Annotated in this window: 10 protein-coding genes; 5 read left to right on the forward strand and 5 right to left on the reverse strand. The window is 46.1% G+C overall.

Features of this window, described 5'->3' with window-relative positions:
* The first annotated feature begins 146 nt into the window (after positions 1-146).
* The 3 genes from AC1DXC_RS03935 (at position 147) to AC1DXC_RS03945 (ending at position 5,905) form a co-directional block, all read left to right on the forward strand.
* Entirely contained in the window at positions 147-3,149 is a 3,003-nt protein-coding gene (locus tag AC1DXC_RS03935; protein WP_477457832.1) for a SusC/RagA family TonB-linked outer membrane protein, read from the forward strand.
* A gap of 23 nt (positions 3,150-3,172) precedes the next feature.
* Complete coding sequence (locus tag AC1DXC_RS03940) at positions 3,173-4,759, forward strand: RagB/SusD family nutrient uptake outer membrane protein (RefSeq protein WP_477457833.1); 1,587 nt, start codon at positions 3,173-3,175, stop codon at positions 4,757-4,759.
* Between the two features lie 66 nt (positions 4,760-4,825).
* Complete coding sequence (locus AC1DXC_RS03945; protein WP_477457834.1) at positions 4,826-5,905, forward strand: phosphatidylinositol-specific phospholipase C1-like protein; 1,080 nt, start codon at positions 4,826-4,828, stop codon at positions 5,903-5,905.
* Between the two features lie 280 nt (positions 5,906-6,185).
* Here AC1DXC_RS03945 and AC1DXC_RS03950 read toward each other — a convergent pair whose 3' ends face one another.
* The 3 genes from AC1DXC_RS03950 to AC1DXC_RS03960 all read right to left on the reverse strand — a co-directional run bounded on the left by AC1DXC_RS03950 (position 6,186) and on the right by AC1DXC_RS03960 (position 8,779).
* Entirely contained in the window at positions 6,186-6,641 is a 456-nt protein-coding gene (locus AC1DXC_RS03950; protein WP_477457835.1) for a hypothetical protein, read from the reverse strand.
* A gap of 30 nt (positions 6,642-6,671) precedes the next feature.
* Positions 6,672-7,781 carry an alpha/beta hydrolase gene (locus tag AC1DXC_RS03955; protein ID WP_477457836.1) on the reverse strand — a complete coding sequence of 370 codons (1,110 nt, stop codon included), beginning with the start codon at positions 7,779-7,781 and terminating at the stop codon, positions 6,672-6,674.
* A gap of 137 nt (positions 7,782-7,918) precedes the next feature.
* Positions 7,919-8,779, reverse strand: coding sequence for an OmpA/MotB family protein (locus AC1DXC_RS03960; RefSeq protein WP_477457837.1), 861 nt, complete (start codon positions 8,777-8,779; stop codon positions 7,919-7,921).
* 203 nt (positions 8,780-8,982) lie between these two features.
* Between AC1DXC_RS03960 and AC1DXC_RS03965 the strand changes: the two genes are divergently transcribed.
* On the forward strand, positions 8,983-10,476 hold the full coding sequence (locus tag AC1DXC_RS03965) for a M28 family metallopeptidase (RefSeq protein WP_477457838.1): 1,494 nt from the start codon (positions 8,983-8,985) through the stop codon (positions 10,474-10,476).
* A 102-nt stretch (positions 10,477-10,578) separates the two neighbouring features.
* The gene (locus AC1DXC_RS03970; RefSeq protein ID WP_477457839.1) at positions 10,579-12,813 is read left to right on the forward strand and encodes a tetratricopeptide repeat-containing sensor histidine kinase; all 2,235 of its coding nucleotides are present in this window, start codon (positions 10,579-10,581) and stop codon (positions 12,811-12,813) included.
* 125 nt (positions 12,814-12,938) lie between these two features.
* Here AC1DXC_RS03970 and AC1DXC_RS03975 read toward each other — a convergent pair whose 3' ends face one another.
* Both AC1DXC_RS03975 and fabD read right to left on the reverse strand, forming a co-directional pair.
* Positions 12,939-16,685 carry a sensor histidine kinase gene (locus AC1DXC_RS03975; RefSeq protein ID WP_477457840.1) on the reverse strand — a complete coding sequence of 1,249 codons (3,747 nt, stop codon included), beginning with the start codon at positions 16,683-16,685 and terminating at the stop codon, positions 12,939-12,941.
* A 68-nt stretch (positions 16,686-16,753) separates the two neighbouring features.
* Positions 16,754-17,632 (reverse strand): ACP S-malonyltransferase, encoded by an 879-nt coding sequence (fabD, locus tag AC1DXC_RS03980; RefSeq protein WP_477457841.1) that lies wholly within the window; start codon positions 17,630-17,632, stop codon positions 16,754-16,756.
* Positions 17,633-17,640: the final 8 nt, after the last annotated feature.

Genomic DNA, 17,640 nt, shown 5'->3' on the forward strand with positions numbered 1-17,640 from the left:
CGCGCGTGGCTTTTTGGGAATTTAACAAGCCGTGAATTGCAAATGATATCAATATACTAACGAGTGGTTGATATTTTGATAATAAAGTATCTTTTACTTTGCATTTAATTTAATAGAAGTCCTGCATCCCCATTATCATTTTATTTATGAAACAAATTTACCAGCGCTTTTTTAATGGTACAAGCTATCATTCGAGGCAATGGGTACTGCTGCTTTGCGCTATTATATTCAGCGTATCGCCGGCGTTATCACAAACCGCGCGTACCGTAAAAGGTAACGTTACCGATGAAAAAAACCAGCCGCTCCCCGGCGTTTCGGTAGTTATAGCAGGCACTAATACCGGCGTCATGACGGATGTAAACGGCAGCTATGCCTTGACGGTTTCGGGCAATATCGTTTCTTTAAAATTCAGTTACATTGGCTACCAGCCAAAAGAGGTAAAAGTTGGTGCGGATAACACCCTTAACGTTACTTTATTGCCTGATGCGAAGCAACTAAAGGATGTTGTTGTTATTGGCTACGGTACATCGAGCAAGAGAGACGTAACCGGCGCCATCACCTCTGTTAAAGCAGAAGACTTTAACGCCGGCGTTTTAACTACGCCCGCAGAGTTATTACAGGGTAAAGTTGCCGGTTTAAACATTACCAAAAGCGGCGACCCAAACAAACAACCCGCCACAATTTTACGTGGCCCATCTACCTTACGCGAGGGTGCGGCACAGCAGCCATTTTATGTGATTGACGGCGTACCGGGTGCTTCTATAGACCTGCTGGCACCTGCTGATATTGAAAGCATAGATGTATTAAAAGATGCATCATCAACCGCTATTTATGGTTCGCGTGCTGCAAACGGGGTAATTATTGTTACTACGCGTAAAGCAAGGGCTGGCCAAACAAGGCTAACGTACAGCGCCTACGGTGCCGTAGAGAAAATATCAAAAAACATTGATGTTTTAACTGCCGACGAATTGCGCAAATATTTAGCCGATAATGGTGTGACCCCTTTAGCCAAACCATTAGATGATGACGGCTCTAACACCAACTGGCAAAAACTGGCCGAGAGAACAAGTTACTCGCAAAATCACAACCTTTCTTACAGTGGCGCGGGCAATAACGCAGAGTATGGCGCAAGCGTTAACTATTTTGAAAATAAAGGTATTTTAAAAAACACCGACCTGCAGCGTACCATTTTTAAAGGCTACATAAACCAGCGCTTTTTTAACGACAGGCTAAAACTGGGCATAACCCTCACCAATAGCGCAACAAAAAGCAACGATATTTATCAGAGCCAGGTACTGCCGGGGATTTTATTTTACCTTCCAACGGTAAGCCCCTTTAACCCCGACGGCAGCTATAAGGAAAACTTTGCCCGTACAGGCAGCGGTACATTAAACCCGCTATCGTTAATTGATAATAACTTCATCAAAACCGATAATAATAAAACCCTTGTAAATGGTTTTGCATCGGTGGATATATTAAAAGGCTTGAAGTTTACCTTAAATGGTTCTACCCAGAAAGATCAAAACAACGTAAACACTTACTACAATAGCAAATCGGGCCTGGCGGTAGGTTTGGGTGGTGTTGCTAACCGTACCGCTTACAAAAACACCAGTGATGTAGTAGAAGCTTACTTAAACTACGATAGGGAATTCGGCTTGCATTCGGTTAAATTATTGGGTGGCTACTCTTACCAGCAAGACCGCACCAATGATGGCTTTGGCGTGCAAACGCAAGGTTTCTCTAACGATAATTTAACTTTTAATAACCTGTTCCTTTCCAACCCAAGCAACCTGTCTCAAATCAAGTTCGATCCCAACTACATCTCTACGTTACGGTTGATATCCTACTACGGCCGTGCCCAATACCAGTATGATAATAAATACTTGTTACAGGCATCCCTAAGGGAAGATGGTTCATCGGCATTCGGTATCAACCAGCGCCATGGGTACTTCCCTGCAGTTTCTGTAGGCTGGAGGATCATCAGCGAAAAGTTCATGGAGAAAGCACCAGTTATCAGCGATCTGAAGCTACGTGCGGGTTATGGTGTATCGGGTAACAGCTTAGGTTTTGATGCATTTACAGCACAACTGATATATGGTATCCCTCCGGGCGGTGGTAAATTCCTGAATAATGGCGTTATCACCAACCCTATCGGCCCGGTACGTAACGACAACCCCGACTTGAAATGGGAAAGCACCGCCACTACCAACATCGGTTTAGATTTTGGTTTATTAAACAACCGAATCACCGGTTCAGTAGATTATTATATCAAAAAAACCTCCGACTTGATCTATACCTATCAGGTATCTACTACCCAATACTTCTACCCTTTGCTAACGGCTAACGTTGGCAAAATAAAAAACAGCGGTATCGAGGTAGTTTTAAACGCTATACCTGTAAAATCGCAAAGCTTTACCTGGCGCACATCGTTCAACGTATCGCATAATAAAAACGTAGTAGAGAGTTTGTCAAACACCCAGTTTGCTGTAAATAACATATACTCTGCTCAATTAGGCGGTAAAGGCCAATCTGGTAACTATAGCCAGGTTATTCAGCCGGGTTATGCCATTGGTACTTATTACTTATGGCATTATTTAGGCAAAAACGAAAATGGCGTAAGTACTTATCAAAAAGCAGATGGCAGTACCACTGCTGCACAGCCGCTAACAACAGATCAGCGTATCACCGGCAATGCGCAACCAAAATTGATATATGGGTGGAGCAACAGTTTCAACTATAAAAATTTCGATTTCAACTTCCTGGTACGCGGTGTTTACGGCAACCAAATATTAAATGCTACGCTTGCATCATTAAACAACCCTGCCGATTCTAAATTCCAGAATATCCCGCGGTTTACACTGGGCGAATCGTTTAAAGATATTAATGGTTACCTCGTTTCGGATCGTTTCCTGGAAAGTGGCTCTTATCTGCGTTTAGACAACGCCACGTTAGGCTATACCATCAGGCCGAATGTAAAAGCCATCAAGAACATCCGCCTGTACCTATCCGGCAATAACATTTTTGTGATAACCAAATACCGCGGCGTTGATCCGGAGATCAATATCGGCGGCTTAACTCCGGGCATCGATAATAAAGATTTTTATCCCAAAACCCGCACGTTTAGTGTTGGCATAACCGCTTCATTTTAAACAACCATATCCCATAAATACAGATGAAAAAGATATTTATATTATTTGCCGGTATTGCAGTACTTGCCGGCACCTACTCCTGCACCAAATTAGATGTGCCGGTAGAGTCGCAGTACGTTAAATCAAACTTCCCGGTTACCGATGCGGATTATAACGCCTTGCTGGGTACTATTTACTCCAACCTATCCTCCAACTATGCTGTACCCTACTGGCGCATGCAGGAGCTTTCTACCGATGAAGCTATTTTACCGGCCCGCGATGGTAACTTTGACGATGGCGGCCAATACCGCCAGCTGCACTACCACAGCTGGACATTTGATCACCCCAATGTTATTACCATTTGGCAATGGGGTTTTGGCGGTGTAAATACTTGTAACCGTATCATCAGCCTGGTAAATGCTTCGCCATCGTCTGAAGCAAAAAAGGCAGCTACCATTGCAGAAGTAAGAGCAATGCGTGCCCTTTACAACTACTTTATGATGGACCTTTATGGTAACATACCGCTGATAACCGAGTTTCCGGTGGCTACACAACCAGCCACGCAAACCCGTGCAAAAGCTTTTGAATATATTGAAAGCGAACTGCAAAGCGTTTTACAGCAATTGCCTGCAAAAACAGATGCAAACGCAACACTTTATTATGGCCGCCCAACTAAAGCCATGGTGTTTGCCCTATTGGAGAAAATGTATCTAAATGCGCAGGTATATACAGGTACTGCAAAATATACCCAGGCAGTTGCCATGGCCGATAGCGTTTTAAAGAACAGCAACTATAGCCTTGATGCCAAATTTCGCGACGTATTTTTGCCGAACAATGGTCCGCAGATAAAAGAGACGATATTCGCCATCCCTTATGATCAGCAAATACCGGGTAACCAGTTCACCCGTTTTGGTTTCTTTTATTACCTGGTGAATGCTTACGGCTTTAATGTAGGCCTGAGTATAGCCATGAGCACCACGCCCGAGTTTTACAACCGCTTTAACTTACCCGGTGATGTACGTGCAAAAACATGGCTGGCCGGCCCGCAGTTTGCACCTGACGGTAGCGGTGGCTTTACAACACAACCTGTATATTACCCAGGTACAACTACTCAAATTTACATTGAGCCAAAACTGACTTTGGTACCCGGCAAGCCTATGGATTTGGGTAACACCATCGCCAGCCAGTCGGAAGGCGTTCGTTCTTTAAAATATTATCCCGACCCAAGCATTATACAAGCGACTCGTTTAAACGGAAACGACGTGCCTGTTTTCCGTTTAGCCGATGTAATGATGATGAAAGCCGAAGCCATTTTACGCGGAGCTGCAGCTACTACTGTTAACGGCGAATTGCAAACGCCGGATGTATTGGTAAACAAGATCCGTGCCCGCGCCGGCGCGCCGGCCGTTGCTGGTATCGATCTGCCTGGTTTACTGGATGAGCGCGCACGCGAGTTTTCTTGGGAGGGATGGCGCCGTAACGACCTGATCCGTTTTGGTCTGTTTGAAACGGAGTATCCATTGCCAAACGATGTGCTTACCATGAACAAGGATGTTAACCGCAGGCTTTACCCTATACCTGCGCAGGAAATTAAACTTAACCCTAAGCTGGTTCAAAACCCTGGCTATTAATAATTAAACAAATAAAATATTGCAGCCCCGGCTATTGAGCCGGGGCTGTTTTTAATACTAACCGTCATGAAACTCACATTCGGCTTATTAATTATTTCGCTTTTGGCTTTGCCTGGTGTAAATACAGATCCCGGCGATAATGTACCCATCAACCACATACAGGTTATCGGCTCGCACAATAGTTATAAAAGAGCTATCGACCCAAAACTGTTTAAGATACTACAACGGGCAGATTCTGTATCTATGAGTAAAATAGATTACAGCCACATAAGCCTTACCGAACAACTGAATTTAGGCCTTTTAGATTTAGAGATAGATGTTTACGCGGATACCTTAGGTGGAAAATACGCCCACCCCAAAGGGTTGGACTGGGCACCAGGCCAACCCGCTTACGATACAGAAGGGCTGATGAAACAGCCCGGTTTTAAGGTTTTCCACATACAGGATATCGATTACCGGAGCAATTGCCCTACGTTTAAAGGGTGCCTGCAAGAGTTAAAAAAATGGTCGGAAGCGCATCCAAATCATCACCCCATCTTCATTACTATGAACGCAAAAGATGAGGTAATGAAACGCCCCGGATTTACCGTCCCCGACAAATTCACATCGGCCATTTACGATAAACTGGATAAAGAAATTGCCGACAACCTGGGCTTAAGTCACGTATTAACACCAGACAATGTTAGAGGCAAATATAAAACCCTCGAAGAGGCTGTATTACATCAAAACTGGCCTACGCTGAAGCAAGCCAAAGGGAAATTCATTTTCTTGCTGGATGAAACAGAGCCAAAGCTTAGCGAGTATATCAGCGGCCATCCTTCACTTAAGGGCAGGGTTCTTTTTACCAACTCCGAACCCGGAACGCCGGAAGCGGCCATCCATGTGATGAACGATTCTAAAAAACAAATGCTGCAAATTACCGCGCTGGTTAAAAAAGGCTACATTATCCGCACACGTGCAGATAGCGATACCCAGGAAGCGCGTGCTAATGATAAAAGCAGCTTTAACGCGGCCATGCAATCTGGTGCGCAAATTATCTCTACAGATTATTATAAAAAAAGCGAACATTTTAAATCCGATTATACCGTTGCTTTTGCAGGCGGTGAGTATTTTAGATTAAATCCGTTATTCAAATCGGGTAAATAATTATTTACCCTTTTAACAAAAGTCAAGAAACTTTTAGGTCTAACATTTTTGTCAAAAACAACCTAAAAACACGTAATCAAAAAAACAGAAGATGGCGATTTTAGCTATAAAATGCGGTTTTAGTGAATGAAAATAGCCACTTAAAGGCGTGAGGTGCTGGAGGTCGGAAGTTCGAATCTTCTCATCCCGACGATTAAGTTAGAAACCTTTAGGTGTAAGCCTGAGCGCTTTTTAATTGCGAGAACTTTCGATGCAAATATGTTGGTTAATAAGCCGTTATTTAACCAAACAATAATGCCAAAAATGATTTTCTTTTAATCGACGTTAAAACAGCCTTTACATCATTTACTTGCTTTTGAGCAGGATAGGTGGAACATATAAACGTAGCAATGATAAAATTCTTCCCGTCGGATATATGCCAAACAGAGATGTGGGGAAAATCTGAACTTGAAAACTGAGCACATCCAAAAATGCCGTATGAGCAATTGCCGGACACCTCATGTTGTAAAGCACCAAAATTATTTTTTAACCCCATATTCTTAGAGAAATAGACCAGGTCTGTTAAGCTTGGATTGGGGATCTCGCCGGATACATACTCTACTGTCGAAATTTGCAATACGCCGGGATCGTCAAGGGTATTATCAATAAAAGTTGGAGGGCCATCAGGGTTATCTGGCGAAATATCTACCCAGTAAATAGGAAGCTTGATATTAAGTTTTTTTAATCTTTGATCCATCGGAAATAATTCGTGTATAAGCGCTGCAATTTATTTCTTCACATAATCCTTCCAAAGCCACTCCAGCGCCTCAGGAAGCGTTTGCATTTTCACTTTATGGTCAACATGTCCGGCGTTGCGGGCAAAAACAAATTGGTATTGATAACCCTTGGCGGCGAGGGCTATTGCCATCTTTTCGTTTGCAAGTACCCAATCGTGCATATCGTCGCGCATGATGTTGGGGTTATACAAATCCCGGTCGCCTACTTCCATCCATATCCGTAAGGGTTTGGGGCGGCTTTTTGGGATCAGCGTTGTATGGAATCCCCAGGCGCCTTGCGGCGTTTTGGGGTTGTAGGGCCATTGCTGATTTATAAACGTACCCGAATAGCTGAGCACGCGGTGGTATAATTCCGGGTGGTACCAGGCCATAATCAACGCGCAAGATGCCCCTGAACTGCCGCCCATGGTAGCACGCGCGTCTGGGTCTTTGCTTAGTTTTACCTGGTACTTGCTTTCCACCAAAGGGAGAATTTCATTTTCAACAAACTCTGCATAAAGGCCGTTCATCGTATCATACTCCAGGCCCCTTTGGCTGCCCTGGGCGTCGCCGCTGCCGTTGCCGATAGAAATGGCAATCATGGCCGGCACCCTGCCTTCGGCAATCAGGTTATCTAATACGGTAAAAAGCAAATTGTCGGGCCCATCGGCACCAATAATAAGCGGCGCAGCAGTACCCGCAACATATTGTTTGGGGACATACACCGCTACCTGGCGGGTATAAGGAGCCGGATGGCTCGTTGTAACAATTAGCCGGGCCGGGTTTGTCGGGTCTGGCGTGCCGAATGTGTTTGGTTCGCGGGCAATGCCGGGATAAGTTTTGCTATCCTTAGAGTCTATCGTAAACCGGTATACTGTGCCCTGCGGTACATTGGCCTGCAGTATCGATTGCGGTGCCGGATTATGCGTGGGGCCAATAATAAAGTTTCCGTTTGCGCCGGGCGAAGGGATGGTGCCATCCGGTAGTTCTGTAGCCGATACATAACCAGCTGTATGCGGGTCGCGGATGGGTACTTGCGCCATCGCCGGCGTAATAGCCCAAATGGTGCAAAGCAACATGCCCATCAGGATGATGCGATCAATAATTTTAACTGGTTTCATTTAGGGTTATTTAACGGATTTTACATTGGTGGCTTAAAGTTAAGATTTGCGCACCAATATCGTGAATTAACCTTTCGGCATAAAAAAAGGCGAACCCAATGGAGGCTCGCCTTTTTTATTTAACACGATTTTATCGGTTATTGCTGTTTGTCAGGTGCTTTATTTATCAGCTCCATAAACTGATCCAGCTTAGGGGTAATGATAATTTGGGTGCGCCTGTTCTTAAGTTTACCCGAGTCGGTTGTGTTATCGGCCACCGGGTTATACTCGCCACGGCCACCAGCGGTTAAGCGCTTGGGATCTACCTGGTAGGTGTTTTGCAGAGCCTGCACTACCGATGATGCACGTAGCGCGCTCAAATCCCAGTTGTTGCGGATATTCTTCTGCGAGATTGGCACGTTATCGGTATTGCCCTCTATCAACACATCGTACGTGCTGTAGTCTTTAATGATTTTGGCAATTTTGCTTAATGTGGCACCGGCCTGATCAGAAATTTCGTAACTGCCCGATTTGTAGAGCATATTATCAGACAGGGATATGTAAACCACGCCTTTCAACACCTGCACGTCTACACCTTGCGCTTCGGCCTGGCTGAGCGAGCGGGTGAGGTTGTTTGTAAGGACCAGGTTAAGCGAGTCGCTTTTGTTCTTAGCGTTCACCAGTTGCTGTATGTAGCGGTTAGAGGAGTTTATCTCATCAACCAGTTTAGAGATGTTTACGTTACCCTGGCTGCCCGATGTTAAGCATTTATCTAAAGCGGCCTGCAATTGCTTGGCGTTGGCCCGTTCGTTGGCCAGCTGGTCTTCCAGGCTTACCACTCGGCCTGTGCGTACAGCCAGGTTCTGCTCGCTTGTAAGGTATTTGGTTTTCAAATCGCGATTGCTGCTATCAAGCTGGTTGTAGTTGCTTTGCAGTTGTTTATATTGTTTTGAGCTAACGCAACTTTGTGCCATTACTGCCAATACAAGCAGTGCCGGTATTAATAATCTGATTTTCATATATCTGCATTTAAAATAAGAGTTGAATGGGTATTATAACACCGTTTATACATAAAAGTTTCGACACCGCTAAATAAGCATGCGCGTTCATAAAAAAACATGACGAACATCATAGCCACTGACGCACATTAAAAAATAAAAATGTTTTTATACATTTACGCGCATCTTACTGATTATCAAACACCGTACCTACGCCCCCTTAAATGCGCTTATTCCTTTTCCTCTGTTTTTTTGGCACCGCCTGCATGGCGCAGCAAAAAACTATTCAAAGCATAGCTAACACGTGCTCAACCGCCCGCCTTAAAAAAAACCTGTACTACCTGGCCAGTGCTCCGTTGCAAGGCAGGCTGATGGGCAGCCACGGCGATACGCTGGCTTCTGAATTCGTAGCGGCTTCTTTTAAAGCAAACGGCATAGCCGCGCCTTACGGCAAAGGCAAATCGTATTATCAATCGATTACAGCGGTGCTAAAAACGCAAAGCGCAACCTTAGGCATAAACAACGCCCGGTACGATTACCTGGACGGCTGGCTGATGTACGCGGGCGACGGACCCACCGACTTGAAGGACGTACCCGTTATATACGCCGGGCAAAACAGCGTGGAAGATTTCTATCGCGATTTATCTGTAATGGACGTGAGGGAGAAGGCGGTATTCTTTAACACCAAACTGATCAGGGCATTTATTGCCAAGGGGATAGACAGCATGGAGAATGTATTGAAAAAAAGGGGCGCGCTGATGGTAGCGTGGAGCGGCCCGTTTTTTTATCAAATAATTGACAGGCAAAAGGGCCGCAGGTTTTTGCCACAATATGTACAGCCACAGGCCGGCCCGGCCACGCCGCCGTTACCACTGCCCGAAATAAACGTAACCACCGGTCGACTACGCGAGATGCTAGCCGCGAATAATTTGACCGTTAATGACGATGCCATAGTGCAGGGTGCCGGAGAGAAGCAATATTTCGACATTAAATGCAAGCTGACGGTACGTGTTGACGTTGCCTTTAAAGAAACACAAGCCCCCAATGTTATAGGCATTATAAAGGGTACCGATACCTCGCTGGCTTGCATCGTAATTTCGGCCCACCACGATCATGATGGGGTGAACGGAAAGGACATCTATTACGGGTCGGTGGATAATGCGAGCGGTACGGTAGCCGTAATGGAGGTTGCCGCTATGATGAACCGCGCCATTAAAAAAGGCATGAGGCCAAAGCGTACGATTGTTTTTGCATCTTTCACCGGCGAGGAGCGTGGCTTGCTGGGTTCGGCCTGGTACGTAAGGCACCCTGTTTACCCAATGGCCAAAACCTACGCGGTACTTAACATTGATATGTTTGGCAGGGTTGATACCCTGCACCTACGCAATAAAAGCGCAGACAGCCTAAACTATGCCTATATATTGGTAAAAGACACCCTGAACAGGGGGCTAAGGGAGGCTTTGTACGCCGCCAACGATTCATCGGTGAAGGTAACACTTGATACGTACTACGAAAGCCCACAATATATGATGAGGCGCTTAACAGGATCCGATCAATACCCCTTTTACGAAAAAGGCGTACCGTTTGTGCGCATCGACTGCGGCTTCAGCACAGATTATCATAAGCCCACCGATACGCCCGATAAAATAAACTATTCCCTGCTTACCAAGCAAACCCAGCTTGCTTTTATGACGCTTTGGAACCTGGCCAATAAATAGTAATTTTTGCCTATGCAGATATTGTATTTTTATGCTTATCTTATCGGAAACTTTTTTAACTGCGGTTTCCGTATAAGCAAGTATAACTGGTCAACATAACGCATGCCCCTAAAACTTATTCGCCCGGCTAAGCTTGGCGCAACCCTTTTGTTTTGCCTTGCACACGCCTCCCTGCTTGCCGGTGTAGCCAGCCGCCGGGTAGATAGCATCAAGAACCTTATCAGCAAACAGCTTACGGCACAGCAGTCGGCAGATACCGTTACGATAAACCGGATAAACAAACTCGCCGCCGATTATTTCCAATCGAACCCCGATAGCGCCTTCTATTACGGAAAAAAAGGCGTAGAACTATCCCGAAAAATAAAGTACGACCAGGGTATTGCAAACGGGCTGCTGCAAACGGGCCACGTAAACTATTTCAAAGGGCGGTCTGAAATGGCGCAGCAGGATTTTGACGAAGCCATAGCCATATTTAAACGGCTAAAGAATTATAAGGGGCTAAGTGCCAGCTATGTCTCATTGGCTCGCATGTACACCCTGCTTGCCGATTATAAACAGGCCCTGGTTTATCTTAACCAGGCGCTTAAGATAAACACCACCATAAACGACGAAAAAGCGCTTGCCGATAATTTAAAGAATATCGGAGTGGTGTACTATAGCCAGGGTGACCTTTCAAAAGCGCTTGATTTTTATTATAAAGGCCTTTTTATAGCCGTAAAGAACCATTACGATGGCCCATCGGCCGAGTTGTATAACGATATTGGACTGGTACTGCAAAACATGGAGGTGTACCCCAGGGCGCTTGATTATTACCAAAAAGCGCTGAGCCTTTTCAACGGCACAAAAAACTATCAGGCTATTGCCACCGTTAATGAAAACATAGGCGAAGTACTGCTTGCCCAGCACGAGTATGCAAAAGCCATAGGCTACCTCACCAAATCATTGACCGTGGCCAAAAGCCAGGAGGATATTGACGGCCTATGCTCTCTTTATACCGACCTGGGCCTTTGCTATGCCAACCAAAACCAGGATGCCAAAGCCATTCGGTACCTGGATACCGCACTACAGATATCCAGCAAGTATAAATACGTTTTTAACCAGGCTTATGCCCTAATAGGCTTGTCTACCGCGTATAACTTGCAAAAAAAGTATGCCGATGCTTATCAGCACGCTATGGCGGGGCAGGCTTTGGCCATAAAACTGGGCAACCTGCAGGTAAGGGCAAATGCCGCGTTGCAATTGAGCAAAACCCTGGCCGGCCTTGGCAAGTTTAACGAGGCCTACGCCTATCTTAACCTGTACAACGATTTAAAGGCTACGCTTAAGGCAAACGAAAGCATACAGAAGCTTACCTCTTTTAACTATGAACTGGAGTTTGCCACCAAAGAGCATCAGTTGCAGGAACAGCAGCGCGAGCAGACTTTGTTGTACCAACAAAAAATATCCGGCCAGCGCTCGCTCAACATCATCTTTGGGGTAATTATTTTGGCAATGGTAATCATCCTGCTGAATTATTATCGCCAAAAGCGGGCGCAGCAAAAAATCAATGCCAAACTAGCAGAGAAGAATACCGAGGTTCTGCAGCAAAAGGTGAGCCTTGATGAGCAAACCTATAAGCTGAACGACCTGAATAAGCTGAAAGACCGGCTGATATCGATATTGGCGCATGATCTGCGCGCGCCGCTGAGCACGCTGAGGGGGATGTTCGATTTGTTGCAGGACAATACCATCACCCACCAGGAAATGCTAGATATGATACCCAGCGTGCTAAAAAAACTGGAGTACACCTCCGATTTTTTGGATACGCTGCTTTTTTGGATAAATAGCCAAATGGAGAGTTTCGTAACTTCGGTAACCACGTTTTCGGTAACGGATGTGGTGCGTTACGAGGTAGACAGCCACAACGATTCCGCTATACAGAAAGGCGTTGCCCTTACCAACCATGTGCCGCCGGGCCTTATCGCTGCGGCCGACCCTAACTCTATCCGCATCGTTATCCGCAACCTTATAACCAATGCCATTAAATTTACGGGCAAGGGCGATACCATAGAAGTACGCGCGGCAACGGGTAAAGACGGCATGGTTACCGTAAGCGTAAAAGATACAGGGGTGGGTATGTTGCCCGAACAGGCCGACCGACTATTCAAAAGCAAGGTAGATAGCAAAAGCGGCACCAACAACGAGTTAGGCACGGGTATGGGCTTATTGTTTTGTAAAGATTTGGTTGAAAAATGCAGCGGCACCATACGTGTAAGCAGCCAACCGGGAATAGGCACCGAGTTTTTGTTCACCATACCGGTACATGCTTTGCCGGTACAAAGTCAGCCGGTGGCTTAATCCTTTTTAATATCGACCCCCGAACGCTAAATCCCGAATAATGAAGTAAGGCAAACTTCGGTGTTGGATATTCGAAATTCAATGTTCGATATTTTGTATTCTAATCTGTGCGTACCCCGGCGCTTCTACACCTCATCGGCACTATATGCCGGAAAATTTAAGTAGAAGGTGGTGCCTACGCCCATGTTGGTTTCGAACCAAACCTTGCCGTTGGCATTTTCTATTGAGTTTTTTACGAAGGCCAGCCCCAGCCCGGTGCCCGAGCTTTTGGTTGTAAAGTTCGGTTCGAATATCTTATCGCGCATATTCTCGGGGATGCCGTTGCCGTTATCTTTTATAGTGAGTAGCACGTTTTTGCTGGTAACCAAAAAGTTTATTTCTATGAGGCAAGCCCTGCCTGTCGGGGTGGCTTCTATGGCGTTTTTAAGCAGGTTGTTAAAGCAGCGCAGCAGCTGGTCGCGGTCGGCACTGATGTGGAACGGGGTTTCCTGCGTCATCATTCTGATGCTTACGTTATCCATCTGCTTAAAAATAATAACCGCCTGCCCAAGCATATCGAATATGTTGATCCGTTCAATCCGTGTATCGGGCATTTTGGCAAAAGCCGAAAACTCCGATGCGATGTTTGAGAGGCTCTCTATCTGCTCTACGAAAGAGTTGCTGAAACGCTCGAATTTCTGGTCGAACTTGGGGTCTTTATCCCTCCACGATTTATCGAGCAGTTGCAAGCCCAGCTTAAGCGGCGTAAGCGGGTTTTTGATTTCATGCGCTACCTGCTTGGCCATTTCGCGCCAGGCGTTTTCCCTTTCAGATTGTGCAAGCTTTTTGGCACTGGTTTCCAGGGCGGCTATCATGTTGTTGTACTCCTGCACCAGGGCGCCAATCTCGTCGTTACGGGCCCATTTTATGGGTTCGTTCTTTTTGCCGTAGATGGTTTTGCTTAGGTTGTATTGTATGAAATTGAGCGGAGCGGTTATCTGGCGGGCAATAATTACGGCAAAAAGGCCAATGGCTATAAAAACCAATGCATAAACATTTATCATTACATTAAGCAATGTGCCTATGCGTTCGGTATAATCGGCGGCGTTGGCAAAAAAAGGCAGCTGCAAATAGGCAATGGTTTGATGCTGCGAATTACGCAGGGGAGCGTAGGCCGCTTTATAAGTAAGCCCGGATATACGTTCCTCGTTCACGAATTCGGATTTTTGCTGGTCCTTAAGGGCAATGTACGCCTGGCCGTTCATCCTCGGCGCAATAAGGTCATAATCGTATATCTTAGGCTGGGTTGAAATAATCTGACTGCCGTTAAGATCGTAAAGGGTTAAATCGGTAGCGTAGCTATCGGCAAGTTTATCAAATTCTGCCTTGTTTGCTTCGGTAACATCGGCAATATAGCCGGCTACCGGCCCTTTTTCCAGCACGGCGGATATCCGCATAATTTTATCGCGGATGGTTTTATCCTGCTGCGACTGGTATTGCGTGCTTATGGATACGAAGGTAATTATGCCCACCAGCACCAGCGTAATCACTACCGCAAAAATCATGGAGAATTGTATGCGGGTTTTATACAATATCCTATCGGGGTTTATCTTAAAACTCCAGTTGATGCGGTTGTTGTTGATATTCAGTATCTTCACCTTTATCCACAAAAACCTCACGAATAGCACAAGGCTGGCGAAGGCCAGTATCATCACAAAAAAGAAGGTAAGGGCCGTAATAATAGATGCCACAGGGTTTTCCGCCTTGCTTACTACGATAAGGTTACGGTTGCTCGGCTTGTAAAGCAGGTGGCTATAGCGCGTGAGCCCATCCATCCAATTGGCCACGTGGCTATTGCTCTCTTGCATGGTGTATTTCTTCAGCGTGCCGTTAAATTCTTTGTTTACAACGCTGTACACGTAGCTGCCGCTTTGCCCAACCAACATATTATCGGTGTAAAAAGCGTAAGAGTAATCTTTGAACTCTTCCTCGGGCTTGTCGGTTTTATCGACAAGCAGCCCCGGAAAAGTACCTAGTACCAGTTGCGGCTTTGCTTTTAGCTCGATTACGATGGTGCCCAGGCCGGTGCCGGCATCGGTAATGGGCAGTATAGCAAAGTAGCTTTGGAAACCAAACGACTCGTTTTCGCGATAGAAATGGGCGGATACTTTTAAGGAGCTGTACAGTACCAGGTCTTTAAAAACGTCGAGTGTATAGTTTTTATCGGCCGATATGGGTCTTTCCTGTATATCGAACTCATGCATAGTGAATTCGTATTTTGAAAGATACCTGTCGAAGTATAATTTCTGTAGGCGTGCAGCAAGATAATCATTAGAGTAATCGCGGCTTTTGAAATATCGGATAACAGCCGTGTCTTTGATGATTTGTTTTTCTACCTGTTTAAAAAGCGCATCGGCAGTGGGGTCGCCGGGCACTTCCAGGCGCTGTATCAATACACGGCGGGTTGCTGCTTCTTTCTCTTCCTCGAACCGGTTGAGCTTCACCGCCGATATGATGGCGCATACCAGCACGATTACGATGAACGATGCGGAGGTGAATCTTTGATCCACATAAAAGTAGCGGTATCCCCGTATAATTACCATCAGGCCGCCAAGCAGGTAGAATACCGTAAGCCCCCCTTGCCAACTTACCGCTACAGTAATGGCAATTATGCCCAGCAAAAAGACCACGCCCTGATGCATAGCCGGCATTTGTAGTTTAAAACAGATGGTGAGCACAACCTCGGCAAGTAACACAAATATCAAAAAGCTAAAGCATAGCATCAAAACGCCCAGTAGGCTATACACCGATAGGTTGAGCACGTTGTTTACATCGAAACTAATTTTTGAATAAAGGACCAGTCCGTAAAACAAATTCAGGAGGTAGGCAGCCATGCCCATCAATGCACCAAAGCATAAGACGAACACCAGGTAGCCGAAAGCTTTGCCGGGCGTTTTTTTGAGCAGCTTATGGCGCAGCGTGTACAGATAGGCCACAAACCAGCAAATGGCGAGTATGTTGAGACAAAAATCGCCAAGGGAGGGGTACAGATAGTTTGCGCCGTAAAGCTGCGGGTTAAAAAGCATTAGCGGCTGCGTAAAGCCTGGCCAGCCGTAATGTAGGTTGGCAAAGCGGAAGGCCACGATAAAAATAGCCAGCGCAAGCAGCGAGAGGTAAACCAGCCCCCGGTTGGACAGGTAGGTTACCAATACATGGATAAGCACAAAGAGGCTAAGCATGGCGAGTGTCCACATCGTTAGCTCGAAGTAAAGCAAACGGCTGTTTTGCTGCCCGCCGGTAAGTTTTACCGAAAAAAGATAAGCCCCCTTTGCATCATGGATGGCGTAGATGCCTTTATCGGCAAAGTCGGCAATGTCGATATTGGTATCGGTAGTGAGTTCTTTGGAAAAGATATTTTGCAGGTATTTATTCTGAAACCGGTAGGCATTTTTCACCGGGATGAAAAAGAGGGCCGAGAACAGCCCTTCGGATTTTTTGATTACCTCATAATATCCGTTATTGGTGCGTATAAAGGAGGTGCCATCTTTAAAGCGGGCGGGGTTTTGAGGAATTACTGTAACCCCGCTCCAAAAATCGATATTGCCGTTACGTGCGGTAACAAGCAAAATATTTTTATTGTTGGTATAGTTATTTATGAAGCTAAGCCCGGCCGAATGATTTATAGCGAAGCTTTTGATTTGCTTAAAACCCTCCTTATCATTCAGCAGATCGTAAACGTACCGTTCCTGCCGGTGCAGGTTGCCTTCCAGCACCTGCGCCGATTGTTCCAGATTTTTTTCAGGCGAATAGGCGTTCTCAACAATTATTGCTGTAATTAATAAGCTGGCGAACAAAAGCGCCAGCAGAGCACGTATTTTTCCGGCGGTAGTCAATTGTTGTTAAAGCTATTTAATCGTTATAAGCAGAACTAATTACAGCGCAATAAGTTTTGCTTTAACTTTTATAATACAGCTGCGGCAGTAGGTACTTCCTTGTTCACCTTTTTTACCAGGCCTTGCAGCACTTTGCCCGGGCCAACTTCGGTAAAGGAGGTGGCGCCATTGCGTAGCATCTGTTCTACGGTCTGCGTCCAGCGTACAGGGCCTGTTAACTGCGCTATCAGGTTTTTCTTTATTTCTTCCACATCGGTATGCGGCTTGGCATCAATATTTTGGTACACCGGGCAAACCGGTGTGTTGAATTGGGTTTGCAGGATGGCATCCTGTAGCTCAACCCTCGCAGCTTCCATCAACGGGGAGTGGAAAGCGCCGCCCACGTTTAGTTTCAGGGCGCGTTTAGCGCCGGCGGCCAGCATTTTTTCGCAAGCGGCATCAATGCCGGCTATGCTGCCCGATATTACCAACTGCCCGGGGCAGTTGTAATTGGCGGGTACCACCACCTCGCTCACCTGGTGGCATATATCCTCAACGGTAAAATCATCCAGTGCTAAAACAGCGGCCATGGTACCGGGCTGTATTTCGCAGGCTTTTTGCATGGCGTTTGCGCGTGCTGCAACCAGGCGAAGCCCATCCTCAAAAGATAAAGCCCCTGATGCCACCAGGCTGGAGAATTCGCCAAGCGAATGCCCGGCAACCATCTCCGGCTCAAAACCGGCCATTATTTTTGCCAATATAACCGAGTGCAGGAATATAGCAGGCTGGGTTACGTTGGTTTGCTTCAGGTCCTCCTCGGTACCATCGAACATTACATCGGTAATGCGGAAACCCAAAATGCCGTTGGCTTGCTCGAAAAGCTCTTTTGCCTGTTCGCTTTGCTCGTAAAGGTCTTTACCCATGCCTGGGAACTGGGCACCCTGCCCAGGGAAAATGTATGCTTTCATTTGGTTTG

The organism is Mucilaginibacter sp. P2_D11 (genome assembly GCF_056404435.1).